Below are 18002 nucleotides of genomic sequence, written 5' to 3'. Positions count from 1 at the left end.
TTGCTGTTACCGCTGACGGGCCCGGAGCGCCGGCTGTCACCGGCGGTCCGGACCCGTCGAGGTCGGGCGTCCCGACTCGGCCGCCCGGGCGTCAGGAAATGTCGCGGCGTCGGGTGATGACGATCCCGACCACACCGCTGACCAGGGCGTAGCCCACCAGCACGAGCGCGCCGACCCACCAGGCGGGCAGCATCTCGTTCTCGCCAGGCGTGATCATGATCTGGGAGGCGGCGGCCGGCCAGATCACCTGCCACTTGATGACCGCCATGCTGTCCAACAGGTTCGCCAGCAACAGGAAGAGCAGGCCCACCACCTGAGTACCGATGAGGTAGAGCACCGAGGCGGTGATCACCGCGCCCAACTGATTGGTGATGAGCGTGCCGATGCCCACGCCAAGAACCGTCCAGATCGCGTACGCCATCAGGTTGAGCAGCAGGGCCCGCTGGACCTCCCACTCGCCGAGCTGGGTTCCGTAGTCGTTGAGCGCGAGGAACGTCGCGCCGGCGGCGAGGTCGATGAGCGTGGTCACCAGCCAGAACGCGAAACCGAGCAGGCTGGCCGCGACGAGCTTACTGACGATCACCGAGGTACGGCGCGGGGTGGCCAGGAACGTCGTGGTCGCGGTCTGGTGGAAGAACTCGTTGGTGACCATGAGGATGCCGATGAGCATCACGAACATCAGGCCGAGGTACTGGCCTGAGGTGTAGAGGTTGGCGGCCTGCGCCGGCGCGGACGCGGCGTCGCCGGTGTAGCCGAACTGGTCCCCACTGCCGCCGAGTGTCTCGCTGGCCAGCCAGGCGTTGACGGTGAACGCCAGAACGATCGAGAGGAACGCACCGATGGCCAGCCACCACCAGGTACTCGTCGTACGGATCTTGAGGAGTTCGGCGCGGACGAGGTTGCTCATCGGATGCCCGCCTTTCCGGCCGTCAGCTCCAGGAACACGCGTTCCAGGTCGGGGCGCTCAGTGGTCAGCTCGTGCAGTTCCACCCCGGCGGCCAGGGCCGCCCGCCCCACCGTCGGGGCATCGACCCCGCCGATCAGAAGGGCGCCCTGCCCGTCGTCCTCCACCGTGGCCGGTCCGTCCTTGAGCGCCGCGGTCAGCACGTCGGCCTGCGGGGTGCGGACCCGGACCCGGACGCCCTGCGCCATGGATCCGATCACCTGGTCCACCGGCCCCTGCCGGACCAGCTGTCCGGCCGCGATGATCACGACATCGTCGGCCAGCAACTGCATCTCCGAGAGCAGGTGGCTGGAGACGAGTACGGTGCGTCCCTCGGCGGCCAACCCCTTGAGGAACCCTCTCATCCACCGGATGCCCTCCGGGTCCAGCCCGTTGGCCGGCTCGTCGAGGATCAGCACCCGGGGGTCACCGAGCATCGCGGCAGCGATGCCGAGCCGCTGCTTCATGCCCAGCGAGTAACCCTTGAACTTCCGCTTTCCGGCAGGGGCCAGCCCGACCAGATCCAACGCCTGGTCGGCTCGCTCCCGAGGCAATCCGGCAGCCGCGCAGAGCACCCTCAGGTGATTTATGCCGGTACGCCCCTTGTGCGCGCTGGACGCTTCCAGGACCGCGCCGACATGCCGTAGCGGGTCGGTCAGGTCGGGGTAGCGCTGACCGCCGATGGTGGCCGCTCCGGCGGTCGGGGTGACCAAATTCAACAGCATCCGCAGGGTCGTGGTCTTACCCGCGCCGTTCGGGCCGAGGAAGCCGGTGACCCGGCCCGGTTCGACCGTGAACGACAAGTTGTTGACCGCGAACATGTTGCGGTACCGCTTGGTCAGACCGGAAACCACGATCTGTGCGTCGTCTGGGGGGCTCGGTTGCCCGTCGGTCATCGTTCTCCTCCTGTGTCGGCGCCTAGGTGCGCCGTTGCACAGCGTGACGCTAGTGGTCGAGCAATGCAATCGGGCGTGTTCCGGAGATCGTGGTCCGCCTCAGGCGGGAACCGCCTCCGCCCCAGGTACGAGCCGTCGACCGCCGCCCCTAGACGGCGAGCCAGGTCGCCCGGGCATGGCCGAGTAGCCGGTCGTCCGGGGCGTACAGGCTGGTGTGCACGAACGCCTTGCGGCCCTCGGTACGCACCAGTGCGCCGGTGACCACGCACTCGTCGCCAGGGCAGGGCAGCGCCTCGACCCGGGCCGCGATCCGGCCGAGCACGTACGGGCGTCCGGCACCGATCACCACCCAACCGCCGGGGCAGTCCAGGACGGCCCAGACCGTGGCGACGTCGAGACGTACCGGTGCCCGCACCGGTGCGGCCGTCCGGCCGTCCGGCAGCCGCCCCGGAAAGATCCGCAGGCCGTCGGTGCGCAGCGGGCCGCAGACGTAGCAGCCGGGAAACGGGTGGTCGACCAGCCCCGGGTACGCCGCCGACGCGGACCGGGCCGTCATCAAGTCGACCGGCGGGACCACGGCGTCGTCGAGATCCGGTGCCGGGCGCAGTTGCGCGACCACCTCGCCGGCCGGATCGTGCACCTGCGAGCCGACGAGCGTCAGCTCGGTGTCGAGTGGCGGTGGCCGGCGCAGGGTCACCTCGACCGGCTCGTTCCCGCCGTAGGCGGTGGCGAACACCCCGGCGCTCCAACCGCCGTTGCCCGAACCGGGTGGTCCGTTGAAGCGCCCCTCGATGATCATCGGACCGTCCTCCGCTCCGCCGCCCGGCTCGTCGCCGGCACCCCCGGCAGCCTCGCACGCGTCACGGGCCGCCGGTGCGACGGGTCGGCCACCGGTCGCCGACCGGCGTTCACCGGATCGACATCGCTGGTCACCATGGCTGGCAACCGACCGGGCGCTACACAGGTGGCATGGCCGTTCTGCCAGCCGCTGACGTAGCACTGACGACAAGTGGCTACACCCTGTCGATCGCCGACGACCCCAGCCAGATCGAGGCCGCGCAACGCCTGCGTCATCAGGTGTTCGCCGGCGAGTTGGGCGCGACCGTGTCCCGCGACACGGCGGGCCTCGACCGTGACGTCTTCGACAACTACTGCGATCACCTTCTGGTGCGCCAGGAAAGCACCGGAGAGGTGGTCGGTACGTACCGGCTGCTGCCACCAGGGCGTACCGGCCGCCGGTACGCCGAAAGCGAGTTCGACCTCAGCGCACTCGACCCGTTACGTACCCACCTGGTCGAGGCCGGCAGGTCCTGCGTGCACCCGGGGCACCGCAGCGGCGCGGTGATCAACCTGATGTGGGCGGGCATCGCCCGCTACCTGCACCTGCGCGGTCTGCGTTGGCTCGGTGGATGTGCCTCCGTGCAGGTGGCCGACGGTGGCCTGGCCGCCGCCGAGGTGTGGGCCCAGGTGCGGGCGAAACACCTGTCCCCCCCAGCACTGCGGGTCCGCCCGCTGCGACCCTGGTTCGCCGAACCGGCTGTGCCGACCGAGACGGTCGCCGGGTCGGCCAAGCTGGTCCCGCCGCTGCTACGGGGCTACCTGCGGCTCGGTGCCCAGGTCTGTGGGGAACCGGCGTACGACCCGGACTTCAGGGTGGCCGACTTCTACGTGCTGCTCTGCATGGACCGAATCAACCCGCGCTACCTGCGGCACTTCCTCGGCGGGCAGCCGTGAACCGGCTCTGGCGACCCAGCTCCGGCTGCGGTCCGGACTGCCTCCCCCGCGACGGGGCACCAGCAAGTTCGGTGCTCCGGCAATCTGGCCGCGTCGCCGGCCTACTCGGCATGCTCGTACTCGGCATCGGGCTGGCGGCTCTGCTCCCGGCGCTGCCGGCCCAGGAACGCCACGCCGCGCTGCGTGGCTGGGCCCGGTTCACCACCCGCGCCTGCGGCATACGGCTCGAAGTACGCGGTCGGCTGCCCCGCCGGCGGGCCCTGCTGGTGGCCAACCACGTCTCCTGGTGCGACGTCCTCGCGCTGCTCGCGGTCGCGCCGGCCCGGCTGGTAGCCAAGCAGGAGATCGGGCGGTGGCCACTTGTCGGCCTGCTCGCCCGTGCGGCCGGCACCGTGTTCGTGGACCGTGCCCGCCCCCGCGGGCTCCCCGCGACAGTAGGTCGGGTCGCCGCCGCGTTGCGGTCCGGCCGTTCGGTGGCGGTGTTCCCCGAAGGCACCACCTGGTGCGGCGCCGCGACCTCCTGCCGTCCGCCGACCGGTTTCCGACCGGCGATGTTCCAGGCCGCGATCGATGCCGGTGCCCCCGTGGTGCCGATGCGGATCGGCTACCGCTGTGGGGAGACCGGCGAGACCACCACCGCACCGGCCTTCGTCGCCGACGAGACGCTGGTGCGTTCGGTACGGCGGATCCTCGCCATCCGGAAGCTGACGGTCTGCGTCGACATCGCCGCGCCGCTGCACCCCGGACGCTCCGCAGACCGGCGGGCGCTGGCCCAGGTCGCCGAGTCGGCGGTGCACCTCGTACCGTCGACACCGGCGGCGCGGCCGGCACCGGTGGCCGCCGGGCCCGCGCAGCCGGTACGGCCCGCCCCTTCCGTGCTACCGGTACCGAACCGGTCACCGGCAGCCGGGCCCGTGGCCGGTGCGGGGGAGTGCCCGCTGGCCGGTGAAGCGGAGCGGGAACTGCCGCTGGCCGCCTGACCACCCGGCGCAGGTGAGGCCGGGCCCGGCGGTGGTGCCGGGCCGACTCCGCCCGCTCACAGGGTTTTTCCAGCATCCGCCCAGCGGAGGCGCAGTGTCCGCGCGGATGATGGGCGGCATGGCCGCTACCCAGACCGAGGCGCGACTGCTCGTCGTCGAGGACGATCCCAACATCCTCGAACTGCTCTCCGCGAGCCTGCGCTTCGCAGGGTTCGACGTGGCCACCGCCACAAGTGGTAGCGCGGCGCTGAGCGCGGCCCGGGACCATCGCCCCGACCTCGTGGTGCTCGACGTGATGCTGCCGGACCTCGACGGGTTCGAGGTGATCCGGATGATGCGCGAGGGGGGTACGCGTACACCGGTGGTTTTCCTCACCGCCCGCGACGCGACCGACGACAAGATCCGCGGGCTCACCCTCGGCGGCGACGACTACGTGACCAAACCGTTCAGCCTGGAGGAGCTGACCGCCCGGATCCGGGCGGTGCTACGCCGCACCAGCACCGGTGAGCAGGCGCCGGCCCGGCTGTCCTTCGCCGACCTGGAGCTGGACGAGGAAACCCACGAGGTGTACAGGGCCGGTCAACGGGTGCAGCTCTCGCCCACCGAGTTCAAACTGCTGCGCTACCTGATGCTCAACGCCAACCGGGTGCTCTCCAAGGCACAGATTCTCGACCACGTGTGGAACTACGACTTCCGAGGCGACGACAACATCGTCGAGTCGTACATCTCGTACCTGCGCCGTAAGGTCGACACCACCGACCCTCGGCTGATCCACACCCTGCGCGGCGTCGGGTACGTCCTGCGCAAGCCGGCGGCGTGAACGCCCTGCAGCAGGGCAAGCTCCGGCTCCGCGCGGTACCGCTGCGGGTCAAGCTGGTCGCGGCCGTCCTCGCCCTGGTCGCAGCCGCCCTGCTGGTGATCGCCTCGCTGACCACGATCTTCCTGCGTAGCTACCTGGTGGACCAGGTAGACGTGGAACTGACGACCTCGGCCGACAATCTCGAAGCGGTGGCCGGAGCCGAGCGTTTCGGCACCGACCTGCCCACCGACTACCTGGTGGTTTTCACCGACAGCCGGACCGGCTCCGTCTCCTGGGTCTACTTCGACACCAAACGGTTCGACGTCAACGACCTACCGCCCTGGCCGGAAGACGCCGCCGGCTTCGAACAGGCGGCCGGGAAACCGTTCCTGGCCCGCGCACGGGCCAGCGACATGCGTTGGCGGATGCTGTACACCGAACTGCCGAACGGTCAGTGGACCGCGATCGGTCAACACCTCACCGACGTCGACCAAGCGGTGAAACGGCTGATCTGGATCGATCTGCTGGTCGGTGGGGCAGTGCTGATACTGCTCGCCTCGGTCGGCGCGGCGATCGTCCGAACCAGCCTCAAACCGCTGGTGGAGATCGAACGTACCGCCGCCGCCATCGCCGGTGGTGATCTCAGCCGTCGGGTGCCGGACCCGGAGGGTGGCCAGCCCTGCCCGACCTCGGAGCTGGGACGCCTCTCCCGGGCCCTCAACGCGATGCTCAGCCAGATCGAGATGGCCTTCACTGCCCGGGCGGCGTCGGAATCCGCAGCCCGCTCCGCCGAGATCGCCGCCCGGGAGGCTGCCGAGGGCGCGCGGGCCTCCGAGGCCCGGGCCCGCCGCTCCGAGGAACGGATGCGACAGTTCGTGGCGGACGCCTCACACGAACTGCGCACCCCGCTGACCACCATCCGAGGCTTCGCCGAACTGTACCGTCAGGGTGCGGCCCGGGCCCCCGAGCAAACCGCCGACCTGCTGCGACGGGTCGAGGACGAGGCGGCCCGGATGGGGCTCCTGGTGGAGGACCTGCTGCTGCTGGCGCGCCTGGACCGCGAACGACCGCTCTCGCTCGCCCCGGTGGAGCTGCCGGTGCTGGCAGCGGACGCGGTGGCGGCCGCCCGCGCCGTGGCACCGGATCGACGGATCGAGCTGGAGATCGGGCCCAACTCCGGGCCGCTCGTGGTACGCGGCGACGACGCCCGGCTACGGCAGGTGATCGGCAACCTGATGACCAACGCACTGCGACACACACCGCCCGGTGCTGCGGTGACGTTGCGGCTGCGGGCCGAGCCCGGCGAACTGGCGGTGATCGAGGTGGCCGACACCGGCCCGGGGCTCAACGCCGAACAGGCGGAGCGGGTCTTCGAGCGCTTCTACCGGGTGGACGCCTCACGTACCCGTCGGACCGACGGCAACACCGGCACCGGACTCGGCCTGGCCATCGTGGCTGCCCTGGTGACCGTGCACCAGGGGGCGGTCGAGGTAACCGAGACACCGGGTGGTGGTGCCACCTTCCGGGTCCGGTTGCCGCTCGCACCGGCCACCGACATCGACGACCAGTGATTTTCAGCCAATCCTCAGTTCAGCCCAAGGCGGGACGCAGAGCGATGGGGGAAGGTAGAGGCATGACCGAGTACGAGTCCGACCCGCGCCGGCCGGCCCCCACCGACGCCGAGCCGTCGCATCCCGAGCTGACCCGCGCCGAGTACGTGCGGTCCGACTCTTCGTTCCCCACCCGATCCGACGCCGACTCGACGGTCGAGGGGCCGACCGTACCGGTCTCGGCCGTCGACCAGCCCTCATGGGCGTCGCCCGGCAGTAACCAGCACCACCACCACCCGTACCAGCCGGGTGCCCACTACCCCGGCAACCCCTGGTACCCCGGCCCGCCCACCTGGAGCGGCGCCCAGCCACCCGGCGCCGGGCAGCCCGGCCACCCCGGGCAGGCCAGCGGAGTACCAGCCGGGTACCCGGCTCAGCCGGCCCCGTGGGGACCGACCCCGGCGGGTGCCGGCCCCCGCCCCGGCAGGATCGCCAAGCTGGCTGGGGCCGGCGTGGCGGTGTTCGCCCTGATGTTGGGCAGCGGGGTCGCCGGGGGAGCCCTGGCTCTCGCGCTCAGTGACGGTGGCGGAATCACCCGCACCTACAGCGCCGCACCCGTGATCGACGGCGCCGACCTGCCGCGCATCGCCGCCTCGGTGCAGGACAGCGTCGTGTCCATCAGCACCGGCAGCGGTGAGGGCTCCGGCGTGGTGCTCAGCTCCGACGGTTACCTGTTGACGAACAACCACGTGATCGCCGGCGGCGGTGACACGGTCCGTGTCTTCTTCGCGGACGGCACCAGTACGCAGGCCGAGATCGTCGGCACCGACCCGAAGACCGACCTCGCGGTGCTGAAGGCCAACGGGTTGACCGACCTCCAACCGGCCACGCTCGGTGACAGCGACGCGATGCAGGTCGGTGACCAGGTGCTCGCACTGGGCAGTCCACTCGGCCTGCAGGGCTCGGTCACCGCGGGGATTCTCAGCGCCCGGGACCGCACCATCCAGGCCGGCGGGGGCCAGCAACTCCCGGGGCAGGGTGTCAGCTCGATCTCCGGGCTGCTGCAGACCGACGCTCCGATCAACCCGGGCAACTCGGGTGGTGCGCTGGTGAACACCCGGGGCGAGGTGATCGGCATCAACACGGCGATCGCCACCGCCGGCCAGGGCAGCACCGGCAACATCGGGGTGGGTTTCGCCATCCCGAGCAACAAGGCCAAGGACGTCGCCGAGAAGCTCCAGCGTGGCGAGAAAATCAGCCACCCGTCGCTGGGGGTGAGCGTGAACGCGGCGCCGGACGGCGGTGCGCTGATCGGCGCGGTCAGCCCGGGCAGCGCGGCTGAGCGGGGCGGGCTGCAACAGGGTGACGTGATCACCAAGTTCGGCGACAAGGTGATCAACGACTCCAACGACCTGGTAGCCGCCGTCCAGGCCGGCAAGGTCGGCGACCAGGTCGAGATCACGTACCAGCGGAACGGGGCCGAGACGACGGCAATCGTGACGCTCGCCGAAGCATCCTGACGAACAGACCTGCTTCCTCCCTCCGGGGCGGCGGGTGGCGCGGCCAAGGGGGTTGGCCGCGTTACCCGCCGCCCCTTCTCGGCGACTCACCCGGAACGGGCGAACCGGGCTCACCCCATCGGCAGCCAGCATCGGCGGTGGAGATTTCGAAGAGCGGACGGGGGTGCCTGCCATGACCACGCCGACGGCGGTCCACAACGACAACCGGATCCAGCGTGACGTGCTCGACGAACTCGCCTGGGACGCGCAGGTACGCTCGACCGACATCGGGGTGAGCGTACGAGACGGAGTGGTTGCGCTCACCGGTGGCGTGGACAGCGCCGCCCGGAAATGGGCGGCGGTGCGCGGGACCCACCGGGTACGCGGAGTCCGGGGCGTCGCCGACGACATCGAGGTACGTCCGACGGGCCCGGTGGACGTCACCGACGGCGACCTGGCGATCGCGGCCAGCCGAACGTTGGAATGGAACGGCTTCGTGCCGGCCGAACGGCTGGACCTGACCGTTGCCGACGGTTGGCTGATGCTCCGCGGCGCGGTGGAGTTCGGCTGGCAGCGGCGTACCGCCGAGCGGGAGCTGCGGCGGCTTCGGGGCGTACGCGGTGTCACGAATTTGGTCGAGGTGCGGCCCGCCGCGCCGATCGACGCCGAACGGATCCGCAGTGACGTGCAACGGGCCCTGCTGCGGGGAATCGGAACGGAACGGGTGACCGTCGACGTGCGCGACGACACGGTGACGTTGACTGGTGTGGTCCGGTCCTGGTGGGAACGGGATCAGGCGGAACGGATCGCCTGGTCGGCCGAGGGAGTGTGCATGGTACGGGACCAACTGCTCGTGGCTGGCTGAACGGCTGTGACGGACGCCGGTTTGCCCACGCTGGGACCGGGAAGACCCTCGATCCAGCACGGCAGCCGATCGGGGCTGACGCCCCCGGACACCGACGGGGAGGGCACGTGGCCGACGACCTTGCGCGTGAACAGCGGTTGCGGATAGCCATGGTCGTGCCACCCTGGCTCTCGGTACCGCCACCAGGCTACGGCGGACTGGAACAGGTGGTGGCCGGTCTGGTCGACGCCCTGATCGCCCGCGGGCACGCGGTGACGCTCATGGGTGCCGGCGCGGCGCACGGCACCGCCGCCGACTTCCTGGCCACCCTCGACGAGCTGCAGTTCGACCGCCTCGGTGAGGCGCTGCCCGAACTGGCCCATCTCGCCCGGGTCAACCATCTGCTCAGCGCCGCCGACTTCGACATCGTGCACGATCACAGCACGATCGGTCCGCTGGTGGCCGGGCGTCGGGAGGTACCCACCGTGGCCACCGTGCACGGCAACCCGGTGGGCGAGTACGGCACAGTGCTCAGCGACACCGACCGGGGGGTGGGCCTGGTGGCGATCTCCCACACCCAGCGGGCATTGAACCCGCACCTGCCCTGGGTCGGCACCGTACACAACGCGATGAGCCTGGCCGGCTTCCCACGCAAGCACGCCCCCAGTCACGGGCCGGTGCTGTGGCTCGCCCGGTTCAGCCCCGACAAGGGGCCGGAGCTGGCCATTCGAGCCTGCCGGGCGGCAGGTCTGCCGCTGGTGCTCGCCGGCAAGTGCAACGAGCCCGCCGAACGGCGCTACTACGACGAGGTGATCCAGCCGATGCTCGGGCCGGACGTCACGGTGGTGTTCGACGCCGACCGCAGATCCGTACTGCGGCTGCTGGTCGAGGCGCGCTGCCTGGTGATGCCGATTCAGTGGGAGGAGCCGTTCGGCATCGTGATGCTCGAGGCGATGGCGACCGGGACACCCGTGGTGGCGCTGAACCGGGGAGCGGTACCGGAACTGGTGCGTACCGGGGTGAGTGGGCTGATCTGTCAGCGACCGGACGAGTTGCCGGCGGCACTGCGGCAGACCGTCAACCTCGACCCGGAGGACTGCGTGACGCACGTGGCCCGGACCTTCTCCACCGAGCGGATGGCCGTCGGCTACGAGGAGGTGTACCGCCGCTTCCTGGCCGGGGCGTCCCCTGGCGCCACGGTGCGGGAACCGGCCCGGGTCACTCCGGCCTGACCGTTCGCACCGATCAGACCTGCGCTGCACCGAGCGCGGTGATCGCTGCGTCCAGCTGCTGTGCGTACGCCGTGCTGAGACCGTTCTCGCGTAACCGCATGGAGACCTTCTCGCGGAGCCGAGCCACGCCGGGTCCCAGCTCTCCCTCGCCGCGGGCCACCGCCCGAGTGAGGTTGCGGAGTTCGTTGCGCAGATCGAGGCCGACATCGTCGCGAATGCCGCCATCTGCGAGACCGGCACTGATCATCTCGTCCAGGCGGTTGGCGGCCGCCACGAGACTGTCGCCACCCGGGTCGGGGCCGTCGGTTGTCGTGGCCGGCGTCGGCGGGAAACCCGACGGTACGGCGGTGGGCGGCACGCTCGCGGTGCCGCCCGGTGGAGCCGGCTGGAGCATCGCGGTCGCTTCGGTCGTGGGCGGCACGGCAGTTGATCCACCGTCTTCCTCCGGCAACAACGCCGGCACCGCCAGGGCCACCACGATCAGCACGGCTACGGCCGCAGCGACGAGCAGCGGGCTACGACGCCGCCGCCCCTCGGGAACGGCACCGGAGGCCGGTACGGACCCGGCACCGTCGACCCCGACACCGGTCTTCCCGTCTCCGTCCGGGCGCCGGCCGATGGGGTCGACGACGGTTCCGGTACCCGGAGCCGTGTCGAAGGTGGACCCGTCGAGGTCAGGCTGGGCAGCGGTGCTACCGACGGTAGGCGGGACCCAGGCGGGACCCGGGACGGTGGCGGTCCGGTCCGTCGTAGGCAGCGTGGTGGTGGCCGCGAGCATCGCGTTGGCCCGCGGATCGGCGGGCAGCATCTGGTTGCGCAACGCGGTGGCCACCTGACGGGCGGTGGGGCGGTCGGCTGGATCCCGGGACAGGCAACGCAGGCAGATCTCGGCCACCTTCACCGGTAGCCCCGGCACCCCGGTCAGCGACGGCGGTGGGAGCTCGGTGAGCGCGACGGCGAGTTCGTCCCAGGTGTCCGCCGGATAGGGCACCCGACCGGTCAGGGTCTCGTGCAGCAGCACTCCGAGCGAGTAGACGTCGGTCGCCGGCTGGGCAGGCGCACCGTCGAGCCGCTCCGGCGCCACGTAGGCGGGGGTGCCGAAGGTGGCGCCGTCCTCGTCGTCGTCGGGAGCGCCGATCCGGGTCGCGATGCCGAAGTCGAGCACCTTTGCGCCGACCTGGGTCATCATCACGTTGGCCGTGGTGATGTCCCGGTGCACGATGCCGAGCCGGTGGGCGGCGGCAAGAGCGTCGGCGACCTGGGCTCCGATCTCCACCGCCTGCTGCCACGGCAGTGGCCCCTCGGTGAGCCGGAACTCCAGCTCCTCACCGCTGAGCAGTTCCATCACCACGAACGAGGTGATGGCACCGTCCGGCGACACCGTCTCGCCGTAGTCGTGCACCGAGGTGACGTTCGGGTGGACCAGCTGTGCGGCGGCTCGGGCTTCTTCGCGAACCATGTCGCGGAACCTGGCGTCGGCGGCAAGTGACGGGGCGAGTACCTTGAGCGCGACCACCCGGTCGAGTATCTCGTCGTGGGCCCGCCAGATGACCGACATGCCGCCGGAGCCGATCTGGTCGATCAGCCGGTATCTGGTGGCCAGCAACCGGCCGGGCTGCAGTGCTGGCTTCACGGATTGCACCTGCCTCATAGGTGGGAGCGGTATCAGGTTGCGCGAATGTTGCGCCACTGTCAACGGCCCTCGATGCGGCACCGGCAGGGTGCGGGATGAGCGGTCGGGTAGCGGCGCGACGCTGTTCCAGGGGGCAGGGGTGCCGGGGTGGGGCCGTCGGTGCCGGGCCGTGCCAGGATGAACGGCATGGCGCGGGGACCGGTTGCTTTCGTGCTCGGCGGCGGGGGTGTCCTGGGCGCGGTCGAGGTGGGCATGTTGCGGGCCCTGTTCCGGGCCGGAATCCGACCTGACCTGGTGCTCGGCACCTCGATCGGCGCGGTGAACGGCGCCCTGGTGGCCGCCGATCCGTCCGAGGCGGTGACCGACCGGCTGGTGCGTCTCTGGGCTTCCCCGGAAGCCAGCGAAGTGTACGGCGACTCGGTCGCTCGGCAGCTGCGACGCTTCGCCGCCCGTACCCATCTGCACTCGCCCCGACCGTTGCGGAAGCTGTTGGAGAACGAACTCGGCGCCCACACCACCTTTGCCGACCTCACCATCCCGTTTCGCTGCTGCGCGGCGAACATCGAGCGGGCCGCCGAGCACTGGTTCGTCAGCGGGCCGGTGGTACCGGCCGTCCTCGCCTCCGCCTCGGTGCCGGGGCTGCTACCGCCGGCCCGCATCGGTGATCAGCACTACGTGGACGGTGGGATCGTCAACTCCATCCCGATCGGCGAGGCGGTCGCCGCCGGTGCCGGCCGGATCTTCGTACTCCAGGTGGGCCGGATCGAGCGGGCGTTGGCGCCGCCCCGACGGCCTTGGGAGATCGCGCAGGTCGCATTCGAGATTGCCCGCCGACACCGGTTCGCCCGGGAGATGGCCGCCCTGCCCGACGGGGTGGAGGTGCACGTGCTGCCGACCGGTGGGCTGGAACCCCGCGACGACACTCCGTGGGCCTACCGGGACATGGCGGCGGTGGGCCGCCGGATCAGTCGGGCCTACTCGGCCTCCCGGCACTACCTGGCGAACCTGGAACGATGATGCCGTTACCCCCGCGCTGGCTACGCCGACTGCTGCTGGGACCCGGTGTGGTGCTGGCTGCGATCCTGCTGGTCACCACGGTGCCGGTGTGGGCCCTGCTGGCGCTCGTCGCGTCCCCGTTCGTCCCCGGGCGCCTGCGGCCGCTGCGGTTGCTCTGGATCGGCTGCTTCTACCTGGTGTGGGATGCGGCGGCACTGCTCAGCCTCTTCGGTCTCTGGGTGGGCTCCGGGTTCGGCTGGCGGGCACGTTCACCAGCCTTCCAGCGGGCCCACTACGTGCTGGCCGGATGGTTCCTGCGGGTGCTCTTCTGGCAGGCCCGGTGGACGTTGCGGTTGCGCATCGACGTGGTCGGCACCGACCCGGACACCGCGCTGCCGGGCCGGCCGGAACTGGTGCTGTGTCGGCACGCCGGTCCTGGCGACTCGTTCATCCTGATCCATGCGCTGGTGAACTGGTTCCAGCGGGAGCCGCGGATCGTCCTCAAGGACACCCTCCAATGGGATCCGGCCATCGACGTGCTGCTGAACCGGCTGCCGAGCCGGTTCATCGCCCCGGGACGCGACGGTCGGGGTTCGCTGACCGAGCAGGTCGGGCACCTCGCCACCGGTCTGGACGACGACGACGCCTTCGTGATCTTTCCCGAGGGCAGCAACTTCACTCCGAAACGCCGGCTGCGGGCCATCGCCCGACTGCGCGACCGGGGGCACGAGCGGATGGCCCTGAAGGCGGAGGCCATGCGCCACGTGCTCGCCCCGCAACCGGGCGGGCTGCTGGCGGCGCTCGACGCGGCACCCGACGCCGGCGCGATCTTCGTGGCTCACACCGGCCTGGACCGGATGCTCACCGTAACCGACGTGTGGCGCGAGCTGCCGATGGACAAACGGTTGGTGATGCGGTTCTGGTCGGTGCCTCCGGAGGAGATCCCGACCGGTCGGCAGGAACGCATCGACTGGCTGTACGAGTGGTGGTGTCGGATTGACGAGTGGATCGCGACCAACCACGACGACGCGACGTAGGGTGCGCAGGTGGAGCAGATCAGTGTGGTGACGACGGTGGTCGACGCGCGGTCGGTCGCCGATCTGCTGGCCGCCGCCGCGGTGGCCGGGCGGTTGGCGGCCTGCGCCCAGGTTGGCGGCCAGGTGGACAGCACTTACTGGTGGCGATCCGGGGTGGAGACCAGCAGCGAGTGGTCGGTGCAGTTCAAGACCGCGCCCGACCGGGTCGACGCTCTGGTCGAGCAGCTGCGGACCAGCCATCCCTACGAGGTGCCGGAAATTCTTGTCACCAGGGTGGACTGCGGTCATCCCGGGTACGCCGCCTGGGTGTTCGAGCACACCCGAGCCTGAGTACGCGCACTCTGGTGCCGGCGGAGCGCTGCCGTCGAGGATGACCGCGTGGACAACGACTACCCCTGCCCGGCCTGCGGATCCTCGGCGAATCTCGAGTCCGGCTGCCTCGGCTGCGGCCGTCCGCCGCACCCGACCGCCGCCGAGGTGATCCGGCTCGACCGGCAGATCACCGCGCTGGGTAGCGAAGTACAGCGGACGCGTCAGGCGTACGAGGAACTCGTCGGGCGGCTGGAGGCGGTACGACGTCGCCGGGGCGAACTGGCGGCCGCGGTCCGGGCCGAGTTCCCGACGCCCGTATCGCCCAGCCGCAGCGCCGCACTGGCTGTTGCCGACGTGCCGGCCGGTCGACGGCTGGCCCCGCAGCCGGTCCGCCTGGGCGGCGCGGAAACCCCGACCCGGACCGTGCAGGGTGTGCTCTTCGTCCTGGGTGGACTGCTGCTCGGCACGGCGGCGACCGTCTTCACCGCGGTGGCCTGGGCATCTGTTGGGGTGGTCGGTCGGGCGGCGATCCTGCTGGCGGTCACCGCGCTGCTGCTCGCCGTGCCGCTGGCAGCCCGTCGGCGGGGTCTGCCCGGCACGGCCGAGACCTTCGCTGCCGTCGGGCTGCTGCTGGTGCTGCTCGACGGGTACGCGGCCTGGTCGGTCGACCTGTTCGGGGTGACCACCTGGCCGGGCAGCCGGTACGCCGCACTCGTCGCGGTGATCGCTGCGGCGGTGTCCGTCGGCTACGCCCGACTCAGCCGGCTGGCCGTGCCGTGGTTCGCCGTGCTGCTGGCCGTCCAGCCGCTGCTGCCGTTGCTTGCCGCCGAGGCCCGTCCGGAACCGGCTGGTTGGGCGGTGGTCTTCGTCGGGGTGGCCACGGTCGACCTGGCGGTGGTGGTGGCGCTGCGGCGACGTGCCGGTCTCGTCGCGGACGAGGGGGCCGCGACGAATCCGGCGATCCGTCTCGCCGGTGTGGTGGTGGCCTGGGCCGCCTTCGCCGGTTGGCTGCTGCTCGGCGCGGGTTGCGCGCTGGTGCCGCTGCTGACCGGACGGGCGGGCGGGTTTCCGTTACTGGCCGGCGTACCGCTGCTGCTGGTGTCGCTCACCGCGTTCGGTGCGGCGTTGCTGGCCGGCGGCAGACCAGCACGGACGTTGACGGCCGGTGTGCTGGTGCCGGTGCTGGCCGGTGCCATCATCCGCCCGGCGGTGGAGTTACGCCCCTCGGTGTGGCTGGTGGTGGCGGCGCTGGTCACGGCCGGGCTGGCCGGCGCGGTACGACTGCTTCCGCCCGGCTGGCGGGCCGGTCCACGCGTGGGGGCGCTGCTGGTCGCCGGTGGTGGAGGACTGGTGGCGGCGCTGGCGGGGCTGTTCCTGGCCTGCGCTGCCGTGGGCCGGTCGTTGCCGCCGTGGCGGGGGGCCACGGCCGGGCCGGTCTTCGCCTGGGGTTGGCAGCTACCGGTGGCGGTGGCGCTGACCTTCGCGGCAGTGACACTGCTGCTGCCCCGTTCGGTGCGGTCGGCGGTGCCGGCGGTCGGTCTCGCCGCGACCGTGTTCGCCGTGCCGGCGGCCTGGGCCACGTCGTGGTCCGCCGTGGTCGCGATCGACCTCGCGGTGGGGGCCGTGTTGCTCGTCGCGGCGGTGCGGAGGCCGACGTTGCCGACGGTCACGGTGCTGACCTCGGCGTCGGCTGCCGCGGTGGTGCTCGGTCACGGGCTGGCGGTGGGGTTGGCCGATCCGCTGGGTGCCGGGTCCGCCTGCGCGGTGATCCTGTCCGTCGGCCTCGGCGTGGCGGTCGCCGGCCGACACTGCGACCCGGTGCGGCGGGCGGTGGCCGGCTGTGGGCTGGCTGCCGCCGTACTCGTGGTGCCGGCCGGTGCGGCGATCGCGTCGATCGGCGTCGGGGCCCCGCCGTGGTGGCAGGCCCGGGCCGCGTTGGCCGCCGTCGTGCTGCCGGCGGTGGCGCTGCTCACCCTGCGTCGATCCTGGCCGGAGCTGTCCGGGTACGCCGCGACCGGGCTAGCGGTGGTGGCGGTGTCGACCGGCCTGTCGCCGCTGACCGTGCCGGGTGCGGAGCGGGTCACGATCTACTCGGCGGTGGCGGCCACGCTCGTCGCGCTCGCCGGATTCCGGGGCCGCCCGGCGAGGGTGTTGCCGGCGGTGAGGCTGGGTCTGACCGTGGTGGCGGCGGTTGCCGCCGTGCCGGTGGCAGTGCCGGCCGTGCTGACGCCGTACGGCCCGCCAGGTGCCCTGTGGTCCGGTGCGCCGGCCACCCAGACGGTACCGGCTGCGCTACCGACCGGCCTGGCCCTGGCGCTGCTGGCGTCGGCGGCGGCCCTGGCCGCCTGGCCGACCTCCGGTACCGCCGGTTGGCGGGTCGCCGGGATGATGCTGCCCTTCGTGGCCGCGGCCTGCCCGGTGCTGCTGGTCGCCGCCACCGCGCCCTGGCCGGTGGTGCCGGCCGTGACCCTGGTGGGTGGTGTGGTGCTGCTGCTCACCGTCGCGTTGTGGTACCCGGGCGGGCCGTCCGTCGGGGCGGCTCTGCCGGTCGGGTTGCTGCTGTTGGTCGCCGGTCTGCTCAATCTGCAGGCCACCCGGGCCGCCGCCCTGAGCGGGTCGGGTCTGCTGGTGCTCGCGGCGACCGTCGTCGCAGTGGGCGCACGTCACCTCGCGGCACGGGTGCTCGGCTGGCTCGTCGCGGTGACGGCTGCGGCCGGTTTCGCGGTGACCGCCCTGCTCGCCGGTGGACAGCCGCCGCGCGTGGCGGCCTTCGCGGTGCTCGGTGTCGCCGTGCTCACCCTCGTGTTCGCCGGGACGTTGCCGTCGAGCCGGTGGCTGGGATCGGTAGCGGTGCTGCAGGGTCGGGCGCTGGACGCCGCCGCACAGGCGATGGCGCTGCTCGCGCTGCTGCTCACCTTGGGCGCGCTCCGGTACGCGGCGACCATCTGTGTGCTCTGGGGCGTCGCGATGGGCGTCCGGCTGTTGCGTCGGGGCGAATCGACCGAGCGGCGCCTGATCTTCGCCTGCATCGGCGGGACAAGCGAACTACTCGCCGGGTGGCTGCTGCTGGTGGCCGGCGGAGTGAGCGTGCTGGAGGCGTACACGGTGCCGTTGGCGGCTCTTGCGTTGGGCGCCGGTACGCTGGCGCTGCGGACCCGGCCGGGACTGAACAGCTGGCTGGCGCTCAGCCCGGGCCTGGTCGCTGTGCTGCTTCCCAGCTTGACCACCGTGCTGGTCGGTATCGATCCGCATCCGTGGCGGCGGCTGCTGCTCGGTGTCGCCGGGCTCGCCGCGACGATGCTCGGTGCGGTTCGCCGCTGGCAGGCGCCGGTGCTGCTCGGCGGAGGCACGCTGGCCCTACTCGCCCTGTACGAGCTGGTCCGCACCTGGGATCTGCTGCCCCGGTGGGCTTTGCTGGCCGCCGCGGGGTTGGCTCTCATCAGCTTGGCCACCACCTACGAGCGTCGCCGCCGCGACCTGCGTCACCTCCGATCCGCTGTCAGCCGGATGAGCTGACGACACGCTGCCGAGTGCGGTCCGGCCTGGT

At 71.6% G+C, this 18002-nt stretch carries 15 protein-coding genes; 11 read left to right on the top strand and 4 right to left on the bottom strand.

Translation table 11 applies throughout. The features are described 5' to 3' along the window. Positions 1 to 91: 91 nt before the first annotated feature. From HCA58_RS00355 to HCA58_RS00345, 3 genes are all read right to left on the bottom strand, one after another. The gene (locus tag HCA58_RS00355) at positions 92 to 907 is read right to left on the bottom strand and encodes an ABC transporter permease (RefSeq protein WP_169595719.1); all 816 of its coding nucleotides are present in this window, start codon (positions 905 to 907) and stop codon (positions 92 to 94) included. After that, positions 904 to 1839: an ATP-binding cassette domain-containing protein gene (locus tag HCA58_RS00350; RefSeq protein ID WP_169595718.1), complete on the bottom strand. Its 936-nt coding sequence runs from the start codon at positions 1837 to 1839 to the stop codon at positions 904 to 906. Before HCA58_RS00350 ends, HCA58_RS00355 begins: the two co-directional genes overlap by 4 nt. A gap of 148 nt (positions 1840 to 1987) precedes the next feature. Then, positions 1988 to 2638 (bottom strand): hypothetical protein, encoded by a 651-nt coding sequence (locus tag HCA58_RS00345; protein WP_169595717.1) that lies wholly within the window; start codon positions 2636 to 2638, stop codon positions 1988 to 1990. A gap of 170 nt (positions 2639 to 2808) precedes the next feature. Here HCA58_RS00345 and HCA58_RS00340 point away from each other — a divergent pair, with 170 nt between their 5' ends. From HCA58_RS00340 to HCA58_RS00310, 7 genes are all read left to right on the top strand, one after another. Beyond that, positions 2809 to 3573: a GNAT family N-acyltransferase gene (locus HCA58_RS00340; protein WP_169595716.1), complete on the top strand. Its 765-nt coding sequence runs from the start codon at positions 2809 to 2811 to the stop codon at positions 3571 to 3573. 71 nt (positions 3574 to 3644) lie between these two features. Then, the gene (locus tag HCA58_RS00335) at positions 3645 to 4553 is read left to right on the top strand and encodes a lysophospholipid acyltransferase family protein (RefSeq protein ID WP_346775830.1); all 909 of its coding nucleotides are present in this window, start codon (positions 3645 to 3647) and stop codon (positions 4551 to 4553) included. Between the two features lie 118 nt (positions 4554 to 4671). Beyond that, positions 4672 to 5373 (top strand): response regulator transcription factor, encoded by a 702-nt coding sequence (locus tag HCA58_RS00330; protein ID WP_169595714.1) that lies wholly within the window; start codon positions 4672 to 4674, stop codon positions 5371 to 5373. Beyond that, positions 5370 to 6923 (top strand): HAMP domain-containing sensor histidine kinase, encoded by a 1554-nt coding sequence (locus HCA58_RS00325; protein WP_169595713.1) that lies wholly within the window; start codon positions 5370 to 5372, stop codon positions 6921 to 6923. The genes HCA58_RS00330 and HCA58_RS00325 overlap by 4 nt, the downstream gene beginning before the upstream one ends. A 62-nt stretch (positions 6924 to 6985) precedes the next feature. Next, the gene (locus HCA58_RS00320; RefSeq protein ID WP_169595712.1) at positions 6986 to 8422 is read left to right on the top strand and encodes a trypsin-like peptidase domain-containing protein; all 1437 of its coding nucleotides are present in this window, start codon (positions 6986 to 6988) and stop codon (positions 8420 to 8422) included. Positions 8423 to 8594: 172 nt separating this feature from the next. Further along, positions 8595 to 9266 (top strand): BON domain-containing protein, encoded by a 672-nt coding sequence (locus HCA58_RS00315; RefSeq protein ID WP_169595711.1) that lies wholly within the window; start codon positions 8595 to 8597, stop codon positions 9264 to 9266. 149 nt (positions 9267 to 9415) lie between these two features. Further along, the gene (locus HCA58_RS00310; protein ID WP_169596136.1) at positions 9416 to 10477 is read left to right on the top strand and encodes a glycosyltransferase; all 1062 of its coding nucleotides are present in this window, start codon (positions 9416 to 9418) and stop codon (positions 10475 to 10477) included. Between the two features lie 13 nt (positions 10478 to 10490). Here HCA58_RS00310 and HCA58_RS00305 read toward each other — a convergent pair whose 3' ends face one another. Further along, positions 10491 to 12110, bottom strand: coding sequence for a protein kinase (locus tag HCA58_RS00305; protein ID WP_346775829.1), 1620 nt, complete (start codon positions 12108 to 12110; stop codon positions 10491 to 10493). 186 nt (positions 12111 to 12296) lie between these two features. On the opposite strand from HCA58_RS00305, the gene HCA58_RS00300 reads away from it, so the two are divergent. Genes HCA58_RS00300 through HCA58_RS00285 form a run of 4 tightly spaced genes read left to right on the top strand, consistent with a single transcriptional unit; the run spans position 12297 to position 17971 of the window. Beyond that, complete coding sequence (locus tag HCA58_RS00300; protein ID WP_169595709.1) at positions 12297 to 13127, top strand: patatin-like phospholipase family protein; 831 nt, start codon at positions 12297 to 12299, stop codon at positions 13125 to 13127. Continuing rightward, entirely contained in the window at positions 13127 to 14143 is a 1017-nt protein-coding gene (locus HCA58_RS00295) for a 1-acyl-sn-glycerol-3-phosphate acyltransferase (protein WP_169596135.1), read from the top strand. Before HCA58_RS00300 ends, HCA58_RS00295 begins: the two co-directional genes overlap by 1 nt. Before the next feature lie 9 nt (positions 14144 to 14152). Further along, positions 14153 to 14473, top strand: coding sequence for a divalent-cation tolerance protein CutA (gene cutA / locus HCA58_RS00290; RefSeq protein WP_169595708.1), 321 nt, complete (start codon positions 14153 to 14155; stop codon positions 14471 to 14473). Between the two features lie 48 nt (positions 14474 to 14521). Next, positions 14522 to 17971, top strand: coding sequence for a hypothetical protein (locus HCA58_RS00285; RefSeq protein WP_169595707.1), 3450 nt, complete (start codon positions 14522 to 14524; stop codon positions 17969 to 17971). The last annotated feature ends 31 nt before the right edge of the window (positions 17972 to 18002 follow it).

It is taken from the genome of Micromonospora sp. HNM0581, from assembly GCF_012726175.1.
Lineage (GTDB): Bacteria > Actinomycetota > Actinomycetes > Mycobacteriales > Micromonosporaceae > Micromonospora.
This window is presented reverse-complemented; position numbering and strand designations above follow the sequence as displayed.

What these genes read in the sequence shown, in the direction of transcription:
- HCA58_RS00295 (WP_169596135.1), top strand. Translation starts at nt 13,127, where the DNA reads ATGCCGTTACCCCCGCGCTGGCTACGCCGACTGCTGCTGGGACCCGGT.
- HCA58_RS00310 (WP_169596136.1), top strand. Translation starts at nt 9,416, where the DNA reads ATGGTCGTGCCACCCTGGCTCTCGGTACCGCCACCAGGCTACGGCGGA.
- HCA58_RS00300 (WP_169595709.1), top strand. Translation starts at nt 12,297, where the DNA reads ATGGCGCGGGGACCGGTTGCTTTCGTGCTCGGCGGCGGGGGTGTCCTG.
- HCA58_RS00350 (WP_169595718.1), bottom strand. Translation starts at nt 1,839, where the DNA reads ATGACCGACGGGCAACCGAGCCCCCCAGACGACGCACAGATCGTGGTT.
- HCA58_RS00320 (WP_169595712.1), top strand. Translation starts at nt 6,986, where the DNA reads ATGACCGAGTACGAGTCCGACCCGCGCCGGCCGGCCCCCACCGACGCC.
- HCA58_RS00340 (WP_169595716.1), top strand. Translation starts at nt 2,809, where the DNA reads ATGGCCGTTCTGCCAGCCGCTGACGTAGCACTGACGACAAGTGGCTAC.
- HCA58_RS00355 (WP_169595719.1), bottom strand. Translation starts at nt 907, where the DNA reads ATGAGCAACCTCGTCCGCGCCGAACTCCTCAAGATCCGTACGACGAGT.
- HCA58_RS00330 (WP_169595714.1), top strand. Translation starts at nt 4,672, where the DNA reads ATGGCCGCTACCCAGACCGAGGCGCGACTGCTCGTCGTCGAGGACGAT.
- HCA58_RS00315 (WP_169595711.1), top strand. Translation starts at nt 8,595, where the DNA reads ATGACCACGCCGACGGCGGTCCACAACGACAACCGGATCCAGCGTGAC.
- HCA58_RS00345 (WP_169595717.1), bottom strand. Translation starts at nt 2,638, where the DNA reads ATGATCATCGAGGGGCGCTTCAACGGACCACCCGGTTCGGGCAACGGC.